This window comes from Staphylococcus sp. GDY8P47P, assembly GCF_016892225.1.
Classification (GTDB): domain Bacteria; phylum Bacillota; class Bacilli; order Staphylococcales; family Staphylococcaceae; genus Staphylococcus; species Staphylococcus borealis.
On record NZ_JAFENV010000017.1, the window covers coordinates 1 to 19497 of the forward strand.

At 34.3% G+C, this 19497-nt stretch carries 18 protein-coding genes and 1 other RNA gene; 4 read left to right on the top strand and 15 right to left on the bottom strand.

Annotated features, from left to right (window positions below; all coding sequences use genetic code 11):
• Window positions 1–305: 305 nt before the first annotated feature.
• The 14 genes from JVV30_RS07000 to JVV30_RS07065 all read right to left on the bottom strand — a co-directional run bounded on the left by JVV30_RS07000 (window position 306) and on the right by JVV30_RS07065 (window position 16148).
• The gene (locus JVV30_RS07000; protein WP_204193901.1) at window positions 306–1313 is read right to left on the bottom strand and encodes a hypothetical protein; all 1008 of its coding nucleotides are present in this window, start codon (window positions 1311–1313) and stop codon (window positions 306–308) included.
• Window positions 1314–2079: 766 nt separating this feature from the next.
• Complete coding sequence (locus JVV30_RS07005; RefSeq protein ID WP_070855158.1) at window positions 2080–2994, bottom strand: iron-hydroxamate ABC transporter substrate-binding protein; 915 nt, start codon at window positions 2992–2994, stop codon at window positions 2080–2082.
• Window positions 2995–3352: 358 nt separating this feature from the next.
• Window positions 3353–3714: a transfer-messenger RNA gene (gene ssrA / locus JVV30_RS07010) on the bottom strand.
• Between the two features lie 236 nt (window positions 3715–3950).
• Window positions 3951–4421, bottom strand: coding sequence for an SsrA-binding protein SmpB (smpB, locus tag JVV30_RS07015; RefSeq protein WP_011276368.1), 471 nt, complete (start codon window positions 4419–4421; stop codon window positions 3951–3953).
• 24 nt (window positions 4422–4445) lie between these two features.
• Entirely contained in the window at window positions 4446–6824 is a 2379-nt protein-coding gene (gene rnr / locus JVV30_RS07020; protein WP_204193903.1) for a ribonuclease R, read from the bottom strand.
• 40 nt (window positions 6825–6864) lie between these two features.
• Window positions 6865–7605: an alpha/beta hydrolase gene (locus tag JVV30_RS07025; protein ID WP_053029900.1), complete on the bottom strand. Its 741-nt coding sequence runs from the start codon at window positions 7603–7605 to the stop codon at window positions 6865–6867.
• Window positions 7606–7836: 231 nt separating this feature from the next.
• Window positions 7837–8070, bottom strand: a complete 234-nt coding sequence (gene secG / locus JVV30_RS07030; RefSeq protein ID WP_011276371.1) for a preprotein translocase subunit SecG — start codon at window positions 8068–8070, stop codon at window positions 7837–7839.
• Window positions 8071–8137: 67 nt separating this feature from the next.
• A complete protein-coding gene (locus JVV30_RS07035) occupies window positions 8138–8608 on the bottom strand; it encodes a hypothetical protein (RefSeq protein ID WP_053029901.1) in 471 nt (156 codons plus the stop codon).
• Between the two features lie 246 nt (window positions 8609–8854).
• Complete coding sequence (eno, locus tag JVV30_RS07040; protein WP_011276373.1) at window positions 8855–10159, bottom strand: surface-displayed alpha-enolase; 1305 nt, start codon at window positions 10157–10159, stop codon at window positions 8855–8857.
• Window positions 10160–10312: 153 nt separating this feature from the next.
• Complete coding sequence (gene gpmI / locus JVV30_RS07045; RefSeq protein ID WP_053029902.1) at window positions 10313–11830, bottom strand: 2,3-bisphosphoglycerate-independent phosphoglycerate mutase; 1518 nt, start codon at window positions 11828–11830, stop codon at window positions 10313–10315.
• Between the two features lie 2 nt (window positions 11831–11832).
• Complete coding sequence (gene tpiA, locus JVV30_RS07050; RefSeq protein WP_070854833.1) at window positions 11833–12594, bottom strand: triose-phosphate isomerase; 762 nt, start codon at window positions 12592–12594, stop codon at window positions 11833–11835.
• A 127-nt stretch (window positions 12595–12721) separates the two neighbouring features.
• Window positions 12722–13912: a phosphoglycerate kinase gene (locus JVV30_RS07055; protein WP_053029904.1), complete on the bottom strand. Its 1191-nt coding sequence runs from the start codon at window positions 13910–13912 to the stop codon at window positions 12722–12724.
• Between the two features lie 163 nt (window positions 13913–14075).
• The gene (gene gap, locus JVV30_RS07060) at window positions 14076–15083 is read right to left on the bottom strand and encodes a type I glyceraldehyde-3-phosphate dehydrogenase (protein ID WP_011276377.1); all 1008 of its coding nucleotides are present in this window, start codon (window positions 15081–15083) and stop codon (window positions 14076–14078) included.
• Between the two features lie 48 nt (window positions 15084–15131).
• Complete coding sequence (locus JVV30_RS07065; protein WP_070854834.1) at window positions 15132–16148, bottom strand: sugar-binding transcriptional regulator; 1017 nt, start codon at window positions 16146–16148, stop codon at window positions 15132–15134.
• Window positions 16149–16485: 337 nt separating this feature from the next.
• Between JVV30_RS07065 and JVV30_RS07070 the strand changes: the two genes are divergently transcribed.
• Window positions 16486–16704 carry a hypothetical protein gene (locus JVV30_RS07070; RefSeq protein ID WP_070854835.1) on the top strand — a complete coding sequence of 73 codons (219 nt, stop codon included), beginning with the start codon at window positions 16486–16488 and terminating at the stop codon, window positions 16702–16704.
• A gap of 241 nt (window positions 16705–16945) precedes the next feature.
• On the opposite strand, the gene JVV30_RS07075 is transcribed toward JVV30_RS07070, so the two are convergent.
• On the bottom strand, window positions 16946–17644 hold the full coding sequence (locus JVV30_RS07075) for a DUF4887 domain-containing protein (RefSeq protein WP_053029907.1): 699 nt from the start codon (window positions 17642–17644) through the stop codon (window positions 16946–16948).
• A 205-nt stretch (window positions 17645–17849) separates the two neighbouring features.
• Between JVV30_RS07075 and JVV30_RS07080 the strand changes: the two genes are divergently transcribed.
• The 3 genes from JVV30_RS07080 to JVV30_RS13275 all read left to right on the top strand — a co-directional run bounded on the left by JVV30_RS07080 (window position 17850) and on the right by JVV30_RS13275 (window position 19427).
• Window positions 17850–18029, top strand: a complete 180-nt coding sequence (locus tag JVV30_RS07080; RefSeq protein WP_053029908.1) for a hypothetical protein — start codon at window positions 17850–17852, stop codon at window positions 18027–18029.
• Window positions 18030–18320: 291 nt separating this feature from the next.
• Entirely contained in the window at window positions 18321–19220 is a 900-nt protein-coding gene (locus tag JVV30_RS07085) for a TIGR01777 family oxidoreductase (RefSeq protein ID WP_053029909.1), read from the top strand.
• Between the two features lie 18 nt (window positions 19221–19238).
• Window positions 19239–19427, top strand: a complete 189-nt coding sequence (locus JVV30_RS13275; RefSeq protein WP_080365532.1) for a hypothetical protein — start codon at window positions 19239–19241, stop codon at window positions 19425–19427.
• Window positions 19428–19497: the final 70 nt, after the last annotated feature.

Consider the following 19497-nt stretch of genomic DNA (forward strand, 5'->3'; position numbering starts at 1 on the left):
AACATTATGTCCCGGACTCTTCGTCTACATTTATTGAAATTTGCATTTCAAATCCGATAATCAATGTACTTGTTTTAAAGTCCACGCACGACCGTTGACTAAAAAGAGAACAAGTCCTACTTGCTCTCTTTCCTAAGTTATTTAAAACTTATTCTTAGCTATGCAATGTATTTCGGTTTATAACGTCCACGCATTGTCGTTGACATTTATATTATAACATTTTTATTAAATATTTCAAGACTAATAAATATAATATAATTTAGTTGCGCTCATTCAATATATTTTGGATATGACTATGTTGCTTATCAAAAACGCTTAGTCCACGCTTTAAATAGCTTATTGTTTTGGAACTTCACAGTATACATCGTGTATCTATTAATAGAATTTACGATATCATTTACAATCTTTGTATTAACATGCGATTTTAATAATTCGTCTATCTCTATTTTACATTCATTATAAATTGTAGTGATATCAATCACATTTTGCACTTCTAATAACTTTGTTATTTTTACTCTACATTCAGCAATTAACATCTTATCTGCCTTTTCTTTTGCCATAATTTTTCTTTTTTGACTATTACGTGCTTCAGCCTCTTTTAATAATTGCTGTCGTTTTAACTCTCGCTCTTTTCTCAATGCTTCCTGTTCTTTTTCTCTTTGAATACGTCTTTCTCGTTCTAGTTCTTCTATATACGCAAGATATTTCTTTCTATGAAAATAATCAATCAAAGCAAAGACTTTCTGTTCGATGTTAGTGGGCAAAGCCATACTATACTTTTTAAAATCATTAATTAATTCAATATTCTTACTCGTAATAGGCTTTGATGAATTCGCATTAAATTCTTCCACGTCTGACTCAGAGATCGTATTCCACTCTTTATACATGTTTATCACTTTACGATGATACTCTGAATCATTCATCAATTTATCATGATTTAAGAGTACATCATCCAACCAATCATCTAACAAGAACATATTCTTTCTAACCTGATAAGCAATACGATTCGGAATGCCACTATGTTCTTTAAAATGTTCAATCCCAAGTTTTATAATAGTATCTTTTGACTTTGATCGAAGTATATATTGATACTTTAATTCTTTTCCGCATTCACAATATAATGGCGTATCATTACAACTCGTTCTGTAATTTTCATTTACTTTAAAGTCGATAAGTTCCCACTCTTCTGAATAGCGATACATATCATTAATTAATATATTCTTTTTTCTGTATTTATAATACTTAAACAGTATTTCTCTTTGGTTCTCAGTTAATTGACTGATTAAAGCATGTCTATGTTTCTCGTTATTCACATATCTCAAATAACCACCTCTTCTACTTATAAGGGTTAACTTTAGTTCATTACACATTAATGTGATGGTTTGATTTGTATGTTTGCATATGTAAAAAGAGATATGACTAATCACTCATTAATCATATCTCTATATCAACACTATGATATTCAATTATAATGCCTAGTCTCATAGCAGACGGCTACTACTGTACATGATTTTGTTTTTTAAAGTCCACGCATGGTCGTTGACTTAATTATATTATAATAATTTTATATAATAAATACAACATCATTTATATATTCTAACCTAGAAACGTTTAAATACAAAACCAAAAGAGACTGGGACATATATAAAATAATGATGTATTTTGGAAATCTGCAGTAGCTGACTGAACTGAGAAGGCGCTTAAATCGAGCTTTTCTCAGTTCTAGGCATCCTTGCGGGCGGGGGCCCCAACAAAGAGAATTTCACTAAGAAATTCTACAAGCAATGCAAGTTGGGAGTCGGGGCCCCAGCAAAGAGAATTTCATAAAGAAATTCTACAAGCAATGCAAGCTGGGAGTGGACGACGAATTTAAAAGAATTCTTTCCCACTCCCTACATAGTGGAGACGGTGGGAGTTCATTAAAGCTTTTATTTATTAATGTAAAAACCTATATAACTGTTGTCATAACAATGCTTATATTACTTATCAAAGTTAGTGCAAAATATTAATCCAGTTGTTTCATTTAATCACTCTTAAAAATATTGTTATTAATACATAAGAAATTTTTATAACTTATTTCTAGTGAGATTTATTTAAAATTTCTTTTTTTAATTTACTTCTCAAATGTTCTAATGTAATAGGATCTGTAAACCAATAATCTTCTGCTTTATATGAAATTACATGTCCTTTTTTTACAGCTTCAATATTCTGCCATGTATGTGTTTTTTCAAAATCAAATTTTGCGTATGAAGGTTTACTTAAAAATATATAATCACCAGCATATTTACTAATATTTTCTTTTGAAATGGAAGCATAACCTTTTTTATCTTCTTGTAATTTATCTTTATATTGCTTTGTCATTGGCATACCGAATGCATCATGAACAATATCCAAACCACGACCCCATGTAGAGTTATATATGTATATTTGCTTTTCATCCGGTTCAAACACAGATGCTGTTGCTTGACCTACTTTACTTTGAATTTCTTTTTTATCTTTTCTAGTTTTATCTTCCCACTCTTCAATCCATTTTTTGGCTTTATCCTCATTATTAGTCAACTTGCCTATTTCTTTTAATATTTCTTTATGATTGTATTTATTGTATGTATATGGGACTGTTGGCGCTATTTTTTGATATTTTTTAATATTTTTATCCATAGCATCTACAACTATTAAATCTGGTTTTGCTTTAGCAACTTTTTCAACATCATTTTCTCCAATATAATCAACCCCTTTTAAATAAGGTTTTAAAATTGAAGAATCTTTAGTTATATCTGAAACAGCAATTGGTTTGATTCCTAACTTTATAAAATCACCGACATAAAATCCGGTTAAAACAGCAACTCTTTTAGGTTTCTCTGGTACTTTCAGTGTTTTACCATTTTCAATTTTATAGTCTTTAGTCTTAGTCGAGTTACTTGTTTTATCGACAGATGCTGAACACGCAGTCAAAATAAACAAACTACATAATAAAATTCCAAATAATCTTTTCATAATATCATCCTTTAATTTTTAATTAATATTCATTTTCAATTGATATTCATTTTCAATTATAGATTTTTTAAAATTATAGTCAATACTTATATGTATCCCACTCGATGATATGAATGTAATACGTTAATTTATATTCACTGTCTGCAACGTGTGCGGTTATAACTTTATATCAATGTACAAAAAACTGTTTTAACATTAAAATAAGCACATTCCTGATTAATAGGTATTTTAGTTTGAGCATTTTATAATTAACATAAAAAATAGGCAAGTACCGAAGTACCTGCCCAGAAGAGAATCATTCGCTTTTTTACTCGGCTCTATAATAAAAAACCTACAACCACAAGGGTTGCAGGCTACATAATGGAGACGGCGGGATTCGAACCCGCGTCCAGAGGTCCTGATACACACCTTTCTACGTGTGTAGTCTATTGATAAATTTCGCATAATAGTAAGCAACAGACAACCAGTATTATGCTAGTTTGATTGGATTTCATCTAAACAGACTTCAAACGGCAGTGTTTAGCATATCCTACTAGGGTTGAATCGCGTTAACAGCACGTAGGAGATGCTGTTAGGCGATGCAGAGTGCTATTACGCAGCTACTGCGAAATTATTGTTTGATTTGTCAGTTATATTTACTGAAATGTGTTGATGTCGGAGACAACCCTCCGACACGCTTAATGTGCTCGAGGGACCCCTGTCGAATCCAAAAACGCCCCCGAAATAATATTAGATACGTTTAGTATATAACACCCCTTTATGGCATCATGTACAAACGCAGTAACTGATTGAACTGAGAGGCTACTAATCTAAAGCATTTCTCAGTTCTAATCATTCTTGCGAGATTGAGATGATGCATTCGGTTAGAATGTCACCCCAATCACTAACTAACATATCAGTTCATTCACAACATCAGTTATCATACCAAATAGAGACCAATTAAGCAACAAACACGCTTAATAACGGTCCTTAATCGCACGATCTACATCACGTTTCATTGCTTTATCTTTTAAAGCTTGACGCTTATCGTGTATCTTTTTACCACGGGCTACACCTAATAAAACTTTACACTGACCATGCTTTAAATACAGTTTCAATGGAATAAGAGAATATCCAATTTCTCTTGTACGTTCTCCAAGTTTAATAATTTCCTTTTTATGGAGTAATAACTTTCTAGAACGTAAAGGGTCATGATTAAAACGGTTGCCTTCTTCATAAGGGGCAATATGCATATTATTAATGAACATTTCGCCACGTTTAACTTGCGCATAGCTATCTTTCAAATTGGCACTACCACGACGAATGGATTTAATCTCTGTCCCTTTTAATGCAATACCCGCTTCAATGGTATCTTCAATATTATAATCATGTCTAGCTTTTCGGTTTTCAGCTAATGTACCGGGTGATTTTGTTTTCTTCTTAGCCATTAATCTCTGTCACCTCTTTGCTGATTATTTTTTCTTGCGTCGTGATTTTTTCTTCACACTTTTATCTTTGTAAAATGGTTTGTGATTCGTTTTACCTTTTTTATCACGATTACGTTGATTCTTACCTTTTCGTTGCTTACGTTTTTTCTTTTTGCCTTTATGATTATCATCTTTTGATTTATCTAGAGATTTGCCACGTGTTTTAGCCTGAATGGTTTTTCCTCTTGATGGACGTTGACTTCGTTCATTTTTCGGTAATGGCATACCAACGATTTGGAAGTCTATCATGCGCTCATCTACATCAACATGTGTGACTTTTACTGTAACTTGATCACCTATGCGGAATACTTTTGCTTGGCGTTCACCAATAAGTGCCATTTGGCGTTCATCAAAGTGGTAATAATCATCTGTCATATTTGAAATATGAACCATACCTTCAATGGTGTTAGGCAATTCAATAAACATACCAAAGTTTGCTACTGAACTTACAATACCTTCAAATTCATCGCCGATATGCTGAATCATATATTCCGCTTTTTTCAATTCATCTGTATCTCGTTCCGCTTCGATAGCTCGACGTTCACGTTGTGACGTATGCTCTGCTAATTCCGGCAATTTATCTTCCCATTTATGCAATTCTTTATTATTCATAGAATGATCGATGAGATATTTTCGAATTAGACGGTGAACCGTTAAGTCAGGGTAACGTCTAATCGGTGATGTGAAATGGGTATAGTATTCTGCTGATAAACCAAAATGTCCTAAGTTCGTATCATCATAATGGGCTTGTTGCATTGAACGTAACATCATTGTTGAGATAACCATTTGTTCTGAACGGCCTTCAACCTCCTCTTGAATCGATTGCAATGTTGAAGGATGGATATCTTCACCCGTACCTTTAATCATAATACCGAAGTTAGTAATAAAGTCGAAGAACTGTCTTAAACGATCTGATTTAGGTTGTTCATGGACACGGTAAATGAATGGTACTTCTAATTTATTGAAATGTTCAGCCACTGTTTCGTTAGCTGCTAACATAAATGATTCGATTAAGCGTTCACCTTCACCACGTTCACGTAAAACTACATCAGTCGGTAGACCTTCGTTATTCACTAATACTTTGGCTTCACTAATATCGAAGTCAATTTCACCACGACGTTTACGCATTTGAATGAGACGATTTGATAAATCTTGTGCTAAATCAAGCATCGGTGTAATTTCTTGATATTGTTTGCGAACGTTTGGGTCCTTTTCAGTAATAATTTGGTTTACTGCATCATATGTCATTCTGTAATTAGAATGAATGACACTATCAAATATGTCATGATTTACTACTTCACCGCGTTCATTGATTTCCATGCGACAACTTAATGTTAAACGGTCGACTTCAGGATTCAATGAACAAATACCATTACTTAAGCGGTGTGGAATCATCGGAATAACACGGTCTACTAGATAAACACTTGTTGCTCTATCGTAAGCTTCTTTATCTAACGCTGAGTCTTCTTTAACGTAGTAGCTAACATCTGCAATACTTACAGTTAATTCAGTATGACCGTTTTTTAATTTTTTAACGCTAATTGCATCGTCTAAATCTTTTGCATCAGCACCGTCAATTGTAATCGTTAGCTCGTCACGCAAGTCAGTACGTCCTTTGATTTCTTCAGACTTAATCTCTTCAGGTACTGCCTCAGCCTCTTTCAAGACATTATCAGGAAATTCAATTTCGATTCCGTGTTGATAAATGATTGATAAAATATCTACACCTGGATCATTCTTATGGCCTAAAATAGCTGATACATGACCTTCTGGATTATCCGTACCATCCGCATATTTCGTAATCTGAACGAGCACTTTATGACCATCCACAGCACCAAGACTTTGGCCTTTCGGAATGAAAATATCTTGCATTATGCGTTTATCATCTGGAATAACGAATCCGAAATGTTTCGCTTCACTATACGTACCGACTACTTGGGTTACAGAATGTTTCTCAATTGATTTAACTTCGCCCTCTATTTTACCTTTATATTCACCTTTAGACTTCTGTATCTCGACAATCACTGTGTCGCCATCTAATGCACGATTAATCTTAGTTGGTGGGATAAAAATATCATCCATCTCTTCATCTTCAGGACGTAAGAATGCAAAGCCCTTTTTATTTTGGCTTAATGTCCCCTTAATTAATTTAGAGTTCGTATTTTTATGTGATTGTTTACGTTGATATCTATCCGTTTTAGTTCTTTCAACTAATCCTGCTTGTTCTAGTTCTACTAGCACCTTTATTAAATCTCTAAATGAGTCGGCACTATTAAGACCTAAAGCATCTTGAAAATCAGACACAGACATGGGTTCATAATCAGGTTGTTTTACAATGTCTTCAATGGATTGCTTTAAATTCATCATGCCCCTCCTTTCTACTTTCTTTTAATTTTTAAAATGATTATTCAGACCAATCTAAAGTTTCTAAGAAGTCATAGACGTCTTCGAATACTTGTTCTTTTTCTTTATCGATTGTTATGACATGACCTGAATTTGCATACCATTTAATATGTTTGTCTTCTGAATCGACATTATCGTATATATAATTTGCTGATTGAGGATTAATCATTTCATCATTTTCAGCTTGTACTACTAATATTGGATCAAGTACATCATCAACTTCATTTCTAACGTTATTTAGTGTCTCACTTAACTCTTTTAACGTTTCAGTTGGCTGGAAGTCTTCCATCTCTTTATCAATCGTATCTTGGTCTTTACCTTCATATTTTTTAAAGTTACGCGCATATTCTAAGAAACCTTCATATATTGTACCTTGCGTTTTCCCTTCAGCAGGTGCACACATTGTAATAATACCCTTCACTGGACGGTTCAAGCTTAATTTTAAGGCGTACACGCCACCTAATGACAATCCAGCTACGGCGATATCTTCGTAGCCATGTTCCACTAAATAATCATAGCCATCTAGCACGTCTTTAAACCATACATGCGGACTTGATTTTAAAATTTCTTCTGGTGGTGCAGCGTGCCCTTCGTATTGTGGCGCATATGACGTGTAGCCCTTTTTCTGTAGAAATCTGCCTAATTGTCTTACGTCTGATGAATTACCTGTAAATCCATGTAGGAGTAAGACTGCGCGTTTGCCTTCCTCAAAGAAGAACGGTTGTGGTAATTTAATTTGCATTCATAATCCCTCTTCCATCGTTATCTCTAAATTACTAATATATACTGTTTTACTTTTCAAACATCATTTCTCTTATTTACATATATATTTATACTTATTAAATATTCCCTTATTTCTTCGGAAATATGCATTATTTAAACTTGGACGTTATGTCCACGAATTGAATATCTAAGACGTCATCCGTCTCTATTCATTATAAATAAAAAAGCCCGACATTAACATCGTCGGACCTTATAAACCAAAGTAACTGATACCAATCATTATTAAAAAGAAAATGACTGCTAAAATAATTGTTAATCTATGCAAGAATAAATCGACGCCACGTTGTTTTTGTTTACCAAATAACTGTTCTGCGCCACCACTAATAGCACCTGAAAGTCCATTACTTTTACCTTCTTGGAGTAATACAACAGTGATTAATGCAATACAATCAATAATTAATAGTACTATGAAAAGTGTATGCATGAAAATTGTCCTCCATTCATTATATACGTTCCGAATTATATCACATACTCGTCTTTATAATCAATGACTATCGATTAAACGTGCTCTTACGTACAATTGAAATGATTAGCATATATAACGCTAATACGGTTGAGCAAATCATAACAATTATAATTGGAATAATAAATAGTACTGATTTCGCTGCTATAATCGCATTTATAACCATGGCTAAGTTTACTAATGTAAATAATACATTGGATACATAAACTGCAAACATAAACCACCATAAGTACTTATGTCGATTCCATAATGCAATGACACCCGCTAAATAAGCTAAGATATACATCATTCCTGTGTATCTGAAACTATTTAAGATGTTAGCGACTGCACTATCACTGACTTTCTGACCTGCCTGTGATAACAACGTCTTAGCCGTTAATGTATCTAATGCAATAAAGTTATGGATGATCAATAAAATACATAATATTAAAGAACTGTAGCCAATTAACTTACCTGCATTTCGTTCCCTCTGACTAGGTTGATTAAGCTGATTCTCCATCTTTACTTCTCCTTCTTTTATATACAAATCTATTATATCAGTTTGAATACGTAAATTAAATCTGTTCCATTCTCAGCAAACACCTTTTTATTTAAAGAATTACAACCTGTTATATACAACTTCGATTTAACATGCGTTCGTTTTGTTTGCCACATGATTAAAAAAGCCTGTCACAGTCTCAACTCTGTGACAGGCAATATACATTTGCGTGAACTCTATTATATTAAATAAATCTCTGTATTAAACTTATTTATCTAAATTGTAGAAAGATTTGATGCCATCGAATTTAGCAGTTTCAAATAATTCATCTTCAATACGTAATAATTGATTGTATTTAGCAATACGGTCAGTTCTTGATAATGAACCAGTTTTAATTTGGCCAGCGTTTGTAGCTACAGCGATATCAGAGATTGTAGTATCTTCTGTTTCACCTGAACGGTGAGAAACTACTGCAGTGTATCCAGCTTTTTGAGCCATTTCGATTGCTTCGAAAGTTTCAGTTAAAGTACCGATTTGGTTAACTTTGATTAAGATTGAGTTACCAATACCTTGTTCAATACCTCTAGAAAGGATTTCAGTGTTTGTTACGAATAAATCGTCACCTACTAATTGAACTTTGTCACCGATACGGTCAGTTAATTGTTTCCAACCGTCCCAGTCATTTTCATCCATACCATCTTCGATAGTGATGATTGGGTATTTACCAATTAATTCTTCTAAGTAGTCAACTTGTTCAGCTGCACTACGTTTCGCACCATGTTCACCTTCGAATTTAGTGTAGTCATATACACCGTTTTCGTAGAATTCAGATGATGCACAGTCAAATCCTAAGAATACATCTTCGCCTGGTTTGTAACCTGCTTTTTCGATTGCTTTGATGATTGTTTCTACAGCATCTTCAGTACCTTCAAATTTAGGAGCGAAACCACCTTCGTCACCTACTGCAGTTTCTAAACCACGTTCACTTAAGATTGATTTTAAGTTATGGAAGATTTCAGCACCCCAACGTAATGCTTCTTTAAATGATTCAGCACCTGTTGGTAAAATCATGAATTCTTGGAATGCGATTGGTGCATCTGAGTGAGAACCACCGTTTACGATGTTCATCATTGGCACTGGTAATTGTTTACCATTGAAGCCACCTAAATATTTGTATAAAGGTTGACCTAATAAGTCTGCTGCTGCACGCGCAACTGCGATAGACACGCCTAAAATAGCGTTAGCGCCTAATTTACCTTTGTTAGGTGTACCGTCTAATTGAATCATCATTTTATCGATAGATACTTGATCTAATACTGAAAATTCACCTTCAACGATTTCTGGTGCGATAATTTCGTTAACATTTTCAACTGCTTTAGTAACACCTTTACCACTATAACGTGATTTGTCTCCATCACGTAATTCAACTGCTTCGTGTTCACCAGTAGAAGCACCTGAAGGTACTAATGCACGACCGAAAGCACCGCTTTCAGTTAATACTTCAACTTCAACTGTTGGGTTACCACGTGAGTCTAAGACTTCGCGAGCATAAACATCTGTAATAATTGGCATGTTAAAAATCTCCTTTAATTTAGATTCTAAAGCTATTATAGCTTGATTTAATCTTTAAATAAAATATTTATATCAGTTAAGGACTGAATCCCTAAGTTTTAGTGATTATATTAGGGATTACAATATCCTTATACTTTAAAAACGCAACTTTATTTAGTGCTTAATTAGTGATTCACCAGTCATATCTGATGGTTGATCAACATTCAATAAGTCTAATAATGTTGGTGCTAAATCACCTAGACGACCAGTTTCACGTAATGTAACGCCTTCTTTAGTTACAATAACAGGAACTGGGTTTGTCGTATGTGTTGTCATTGGTTGATCATCGTCAGTTAACACTTGATCAGAGTTACCATGGTCAGCAGTAATAATTGCATAACCATTCATATCTAAAATTTTGTCGACAACTTCACCTAAACATTCATCCACTGCTTCGATTGCTTTAATCGTTGGTTCTAACATACCACTATGTCCAACCATATCAGGGTTAGCAAAGTTTAAAATGATTAAATCTAAATCACCTTTGTCTAACTCTTCTAATAATGCATCTTTAACTTCATATGCACTCATTTCAGGTTTTAGGTCGTAAGTTGCAACTTTTGGTGAATCAATCAAACGACGACGTTCACCTTCAAATTCTTCATTACGTCCACCACTCATAAAGTATGTTACGTGTGGATATTTTTCTGTTTCAGCAATACGTAATTGTTTCAAGTTGTTATTTTGAGCAACTTCACCAATTGTATTCGTTAAATCAACTTTTTCGAAGACAATTTCAGCATCTACATTGTCATTGTATTTAGTAAATGTTGCATAGTATAAGTCATTAACTTGTTCTACTTTGAAACCATCAAAGGCTTTGTTAGTAAATACTTCTGATAATTGTGCTGCTCTGTCAGGGCGGAAGTTGAAGAAGATAACCGCATCTCCATCGTTCACGCCATCATTTTGACCTTCAACAATAAATGGTTCAACAAACTCATCCGTTAAGTCATTAGCGTAGTTAGCTTCAACACCTTCTTTAGCTGATGCATAAGAAGGACCTTCAAAGTTACGAATCGCATTATATGCTTTTTGTTCACGGTCCCAACGTTTGTCACGGTCCATTGCATAATAACGACCAGAAATAGATGCGAATTGACCTACACCTAATGCTTTAAATTTAGCTTCAGTGTCTTCAATGTATTTAAGTGCTGATTTTTGATCTACGTCACGACCATCTAAGAATGCATGTACATAAACTTTATCTAAACCTTTTTGTTTAGCTAATTCTAATAATGCAAATAGATGTTGGTAGTGACTGTGTACACCACCATCAGATAATAATCCAAAGACATGTAATGCAGAATTGTGGTCTTTAACATGTTGTGCAGCATTATTTAATACATCATTTTCAAAGAAATCACCATCAGCGATTGATTTATTGATACGTGTCAAACTTTGATAAACGATACGTCCTGCACCAATGTTCATATGACCAACTTCTGAGTTACCCATTTGACCTTCAGGAAGGCCTACGTCTAAACCACTCGCTTCAATTTGAGTAGTAGGATATTTACTGTAATAACGATCAAAATTAGGTTTGTTCGCTTGTTTCACAGCATTACCATGTTCACTCTCACGATTAGCGAAACCATCTAAAATGATTAGAGCTGTTGGTTGTTTAGCCATAATTATTTTGCACCTTCTAACAATTGTACGAAATCTTCAACTTTTAATGATGCGCCACCTACTAATGCACCATCAATGTCAGATTGAGCCATATATTCTTTAACGTTGTTAGGTTTAACACTACCACCGTATTGAATACGTGTTGCATCAGCAACGTCTTGGCTTGCTACTTTAGCTACTGTTTTACGAACGTGTGCACACATTTCGTTTGCATCAGCAGAAGTAGCTGATTTACCAGTACCGATTGCCCAAATTGGTTCGTATGCGATAACAACTTGTTTAAGTTGTTCTTCTGATAAACCTTCTAGTGCTTTTTCAACTTGGTTACTAACGATTTCATTAGCTTTACCATTTTCGCGTTCTTCATCTGTTTCACCAACACAAATGATTGGTGTCATACCATGATTAAATACAGCATGTGCTTTTTTATTCACATCTTCATCTGTTTCATGGAATAATTCACGACGCTCTGAATGTCCGATAACTACGTATTTAACACCTAAGTCAGCTAATGCTACTGGAGATGTTTCTCCTGTGAATGCACCATTATCTTCAAAATAAGTGTTTTGAGCACCAATTTTTAATCCTTTTGCTTTGCCATCATTTACTAATGAAATTAGTGCATCTAATTGGATTGTTGGTGCACAAATTACTGATTCAACTTCTTTTTCATCAGGTAATGTTGGTAAGTTATTAACGAAGTCTTTAGCTTCTTTAACTGTTTTGTTCATTTTCCAGTTACCAGCTATGATTGGTTTTCTCATTGATTACACTCCTATATATTTAAATTGTAATTTTAGCGTTAAATATCTTTTAAAGACGTAACGTCTCATGCTTTATGCATTTTCCCTAGAAAATGTTTAGAAAAACGTAGACATTTTCATAAGTCGATTATTTGTTATTAATCGCTTTAATGCCTGGTAATTCAATACCTTCTAAATATTCTAATGATGCACCGCCACCAGTAGAAATATGTGTGAAGTCATCTTCGAAACCTAAAGAAATTGCAGCTGCTGCTGAGTCACCACCACCGATAATAGTAGTAGCGTCTTTTAAGTTAGCAATGGCTTTACATACACCGATTGTACCTTGAGCAAAATTACTGAATTCAAATACACCCATAGGTCCGTTCCAAACGACTGTGTGTGCACCCTCTAATTCTTTAGAGAATAGCTCAACAGTTTTAGGTCCAACGTCCATTGCTTCTTGATCTGAAGGGATGTTGTCTATTGATACTTCAGTGATTTCAGCATCATTAGAGAATTCTTTTGCCACTTTTGCATCTACTGGTAAAACGATTTGATCGCCGTTACTTTCAAGTAATGCTTTAGCAAAGTCGATTTTATCTTCTTCTAATAATGATAAACCGATTTCTTTACCTTGCGCTTTTAAGAAAGTATACGCCATTCCGCCACCGATAAGAATTTTATCAGCAATATTTACTAAGTTTTTGATGACGCCGATTTTGTCAGATACTTTAGCGCCACCTAAGATAGCAACTACTGGTTTGTGTGGGTCGTTGACAACACCACCGATAAATTTAATTTCTTTTTCCATTAAGTAACCAGCTGCAGTTTCTAAATGTGTAGAAATACCGACATTAGATGCGTGTTCACGGTGTGCTGTACCGAAAGCATCATTGACAAATACATCACCTAATGAAGCCCAATATTTACCTAATTCAGGATCGTTTTTAGATTCTTTTTTACCGTCTAAATCTTCAAAGCGTGTATTTTCAACTAATAATACATCGCCTTCTTTTAAGTTTTTGATAGCAGTTTCTAATTTTTCACCACGAGTTTCAGGTACGAAAGTGACTTCTTTACCTAACTTTTCTGATAAAGCATCAGCAACAGGTTTTAAAGTTAAACCTTCTTTATCACTTTCTTGTTTAACTTTTCCTAAGTGAGAAAATAGAACTAATTTACCACCTTGTTCGATGATATATTTAATTGTTGGTAAAGCCTGAACAATACGGTTATCATTTGTGATTTTACCGTCTTTTAAAGGTACATTGAAATCAGCACGTTCAAGAACAACTTTCCCTTTTAATTCTAAATCAGAAACAATTTTTTTTGCCATTATAATTTCCTCCTCTAAATAGGAATTACTAATATAAAAATAAGCGGAGAAGCGTTAGTGCTCCCCGCTTACTCATAAGCTAACTTATTTCAATAATTTGTACAAGTGTACTTTAAATCGTACATCTATACTGAGCACAAGTTTATTTAACTATGCTTCTAAATTATTTAGATAATTCTGCTAAATATTCTAAAGTACGAACTAATTGAGCAGTGTAAGACATTTCATTGTCGTACCAAGCTGCAACTTTAACTAATTGACGGTCACCAACAGACATTACACGAGTTTGAGTAGCATCGAATAATGAACCGTAAGTCATACCAACTACGTCTGAAGAAACGATTTCGTCTTCAGTGTAACCGAATGATTCGTTTGAAGCGTTTTTCATTGCTTTGTTAACGTCTTCAACAGTAACGTCTTTTTCTAATACAACTGTTACTTCAGTTAATGAACCTGTAGCAACTGGTACACGTTGAGCACCACCGTCTAATTTACCATCGATTTCAGGAATAACTTTACCGATAGCTTTTGCAGCACCTGTTGAGTTTGGTACGATGTTTTGAGCTGCTGCACGCGCACGACGTTTGTCGCCTTTTTTATGTGGACCGTCTTGAGTCATTTGGTCACCAGTGTATGCGTGAATAGTTGTCATTAAACCTTCAACTAAACCAAATTCGTCACTTAACACTTTAGCAACTGGTGCTAATGAGTTAGTAGTACATGATGCACCTGAAACAACTGTTTCTGAACCATCTAAGTCATTGTGGTTAGTGTTGAATACGATTGTTTTAACATCACCTTTAGCTGGTGCAGAGATTAATACTTTTTTAGCACCTGCATTGATGTGTGCTTCTGCTTTTTCTTTATCTGTATAGAAACCAGTACATTCTAATACTACGTCGATATCTAAATCGCCCCAAGGTAATTTGCTTGCATCTGGTTCTTCGTATGATTTAACTTCTTTACCATTTACGCGGAAACCACCATCAATAACTTCAACTTCTCCTGTGAAACGACCTTGCATAGTGTCATATTTTAATAAATGAGCTAACATTTCGTCGTCTGTTAAGTCGTTTACTGCAACTACTTCAATACCTTCTACGTCTTGAATTCTTCTAAATGCTAAACGACCAATTCTACCAAAACCATTAATTGCTACTTTTACTGCCATTATAATGGCCTCCTTTAAAATGATATTTAAAAAGCTATTAACTTTTTATTACTTATTTAATATTACTTTTGCTGCTGCTTCATCAGTAATTAATACTGTATTCTTAGGAGCAATACTTAAGTAAGCTTTAATTGCTTCTCCTTTAGATTGACCTCCGGCAACAGCGAATATAAAATCTTTGGTTTCTAAATCTTCAAGTTGTAGTCCTATCGTCTTTACTTTATAGACTACGTTGCCTTGAGCATCAAAATAGTAACCGAAAGCTTCTGCAACGGCTTGGTGATGTTGAAGGCTTTCAATCACTTCATCTGACGATTGTCTACGACGCGCCATCTTCAGCGCATCACCAATACCGTGGATTGTTATATTTGCTTGTTTGATTTTATCTAATGTATGAACCACAGAGGGTTCCATTAGAAGTGTATTATACGTTGATTCACTTACATTATCTGGTACGTAAAGCGTTGTATAATACCCACCTGTTTGTTGCGCCATGCTCGCTGAAATCGTGTTAGCTTGGTAGATAACATTTTCGCCAAGGCCACCACGCGCTGGAACAAAAAATACATTAAATGGTAAAAGATGCATCGCACGGCTAACATTTGCCATTGTCGAACCACCTGTTACTGAAACAATCGCATCTTCATATAGGATGCTTTCAAGTAATTGACCAGCTTGTCTTCCCATTTCTGATTTTACGTTCTCGTGAGCATCTGCATCACCAGGTATAACATGAACTTCTTTAATACCGAAAGTGGCCTTAATTTGTTCAGCTAATTGATTATCATCAGTATAAATATTGAAATATTCGTTAAGCTGATTTAAAACAGATCTACCTTCTTCAGTGATTTCCATTCCAGTTGATTTAACTTGGATTAAATCTTGCTTCTTCAACATATCTGTTTCAGACCTTAAGACACGCTCAGTAATATCCATATGTTCACTTAAACTTCTTCTACCTACTGGTTGATTATTTGAGATAGTAGTTAAGATAGAAAAGCGTCGATACATTTTATCCACGAGATCAGGTATCAACTTCTGTTGAATTTTAATCAAGTCTTTCACTACTACCTTCCTCCTTTATGTCTAAAAGATAACCAATAGTATAAAAACGGTTTGACTATTTATGTCCCGCCTGGGACAAAATCTAACCTCTTTACACTTGCAATAGTACTATTGTGTTGATGAAAATGCAAGAGAAAAACTCTAATATTTAAAATTATCTGTAAAATTTCCCAAATTAAGTAGAACAAACCCACTGCACACATAGTGAAAAGTATTATTTATCTCTTATTTTATAGTATTACCCTCAAAGTTTAATAATTATTCTTTTACAAAAGACTTTCCTATGTAAGTTGTTCTCATTTACAATAGAAGCACTTCATTTAAAGGAGGAGAAAAAATGGCTCGCGAAGAGGATAATCATGTTGAGGTTATCGATCCAAATGATCGTAGATATAAAGATGATGACTATTTTAATCATTCGCACCCTAATGATCGAGCGCATTATTCCGTTAGGTATCGGTATGGTTGTGGTTGTCCATTTGGTTGCCTTTCTTCAATCGTTATTTCTATTCTACTTTCTATTATTTTTACTTTTTTATTGAATTGGGTGTTTTAAAGATATGGCGAGTGGATAAGGAGCTCGGTAATGATGTCGTATTGGTACAAATTCATTCTAGCGCTTTGTCATCATACTATTGATGACTAAACTAAGAAAAGCAGCCTCATGAGAAATCTCATAAGACTGCTATCATCACTTGCATTCCCTTTAACCATCGATGCTTAACGTTAATTCATTGCCAGTTAATGGGTTTAAATCATACTAATATCACAAGTCTTAATCAAGACCCATGATGTTGCTAATTATTATTAGATGATTGTTGGTTTGATTGGCTTTGTGTAGACGTAGCATTTCGTTGTGTCGTTTGTCTTGAAGTTGATTGCTGCGTAGATGGTTGCGTTGTTGAACGTTGTTGTGTTTGCGGTGATTGTTGTGTTCTAGTTTGTGTGCTTGATTGAGTACGATTTGGTTTATTCGTATTTGACTCATTCGTATTTCTATTGTTGTTGCGATTGCTATTATTTTCTTGTGTTGCCTGTTCTTTTGTACGGCTTTCTTCAGTAGTAGCCTCTTCTTTAGTTGTTTTCTCTTGAGTTTTTTCTTCTTTAGTATCTTGTTTTGTACGTTGTTTCTCTTCAGTTGATGGTTGTTTAGTTCTTTCTTGTGTTGAAGGCGTTGCTTGCTGAGTCTGACGTTGTTGAGTTTGAGGTGCTTGTTGCGTAACAGTTTCCTGCGTCACATTCGAACGTTCTTCACTCGATTTTTTGTCATTTTCTTCTTTATCTTTTTTATCTTTCTTGTCTTTTTTCTCTTCAGTTGATTGATTATTTAAGCGTTCACTTGATCGGTTAGAATGATCAACAAATGCGTAAATCGCAAAAGCCAAGCCACTTAATAATAATAAGACTATAATCGTGCTAATCAGTTTCGAAATGCCACTCATCTTTTTCTTTTCCGGTTCACCAAAGTCATCTCTATTTCTATTGTTCTTAGACATAAGTTACCTCACTTTAATATATTCAATTTGTTTAGTCCCTATATGCAGCAAATTATTTTACAGTAATTCACACGAAAATGATATAAAAAGGATTAAGACATAAATTAAATTGATACATAATTACTTATATATGATAACATCATAAGTAATTACAAACATCAATTATGCAAATATAATTTAATTATAATTCGAGAGTGTGAGATAAATGAAGAAAATTGTTTCTGATGATATCTTTGAAGAAGACAAAGCACCTAAACGTGGATTAAAGTCAATGATGTTAAATAATGATAATTATGATGATAGCAACACGTCTCGGCTTGACCTTTTGCTATTATCAGTCATTTTCATTCCTTTAATCATATTATTCTTAATCTACATTAATTAGTACTATAATAGATATACAAAAAGCCCATACGATGCTCGCATGGGCTTCTACTAAAGGGAGTCAAAATTGACCTTCGTTTATTTTGCGTAGTCTATGGGGTATACTCAATTTACTCAAAGCTATTGAAATCTACTATATCGAAGGTACAAATTTATTATAACTTAACCTTTGTAAAATTAAATCCTGTTTACAGCATAGTAAATGACATATTATTGACTAATCGTTGTACATTTTTTGAACAACGATCGTTGAACGTCTTTTCAAATACAATAAATTAATAGAGGTGTAAATATGAAGCAATTCTTAATAACTGGCGGCACTGGAATGGTAGGCAGTCAATTAGTAAACGCATTAAAGCATCGCGATGTACACATTACAATATTAACTCGTAGCGATAAGCAAAGTGATGATCCTAAAATTTCATATATCAATTGGTCAAAAGACGGTTGGACATCTCAAGTTCCAGATATAGATGTAGTTATCAATTTAGCTGGTGCAACTTTAAACAAACGTTGGACACCATCATACAAGCAATCAATCATGACTAGTCGTATCCAATCAACACAAGCACTCGTTGATTTATTCAGCAATCGCGCCCATAAACCTGAAGTACTCTTCAATGCAAGTGCGATGGGCTATTATCCACCAAGTTTATATCAAACGTATACTGAAAAATATCAGACGCTTCCCTTCGACTTTTTATCTGATGTCGTTTATCAGTGGGAACGTTTTGCCAAACGCTTTGAATCATTTGGTACACGTGTCGTATTAGGAAGATTCAGCATGATTTTATCTGATGATGGTGGCGCATTACAAACGATGAAACTGCCTTATAAATTTTTTGTAGGGGGCAAATTAGGTTCTGGATTCCAATGGTATTCTTGGATTCATATTAATGATTTAGTACGTGCAATTCTATTTACCATTGACCATCCTAAAGCCCAAGGTCCTTTCAATATGGCTGCGCCTATAGCTGAACGTCAAAATCTATTCGGATATACACTTGCACGTGTCATGCACCGCCCTCATGAAACATGGGTTCCATCGTTCTTGATGCGAATCGCACTTGGTGAAATGTCTACAGTTGTCTTAGATACGCAAAAGGTATTACCAAATAAATTGGATGCACTTGGCTTTACATTTAATTACCCTAACTTAAAAATTGCTTTCGAAGATTTAATCGATGCATAATTATTGGAGTTTTGAATCATGAACGACGAGAAATTAACGTATATTTTATTAATCATCGCTAGTCTATTTCTGATACTAAATGGCATTTTTGCTTTCGAACATCATTTTGTAATTATATTAATGTCAATTTTCTTCATAATCATTGGTGTTATTTTACTTGTGATTTCGATTCGACTTCTCCTAAAAAGCACTTCGAAAAAATCATAAAAAAAATGGGAGTGGGACAGAATTCTTTTTAAATTCGTTGTCCCACCCCCGCAAGGGTGACTAGAACTGA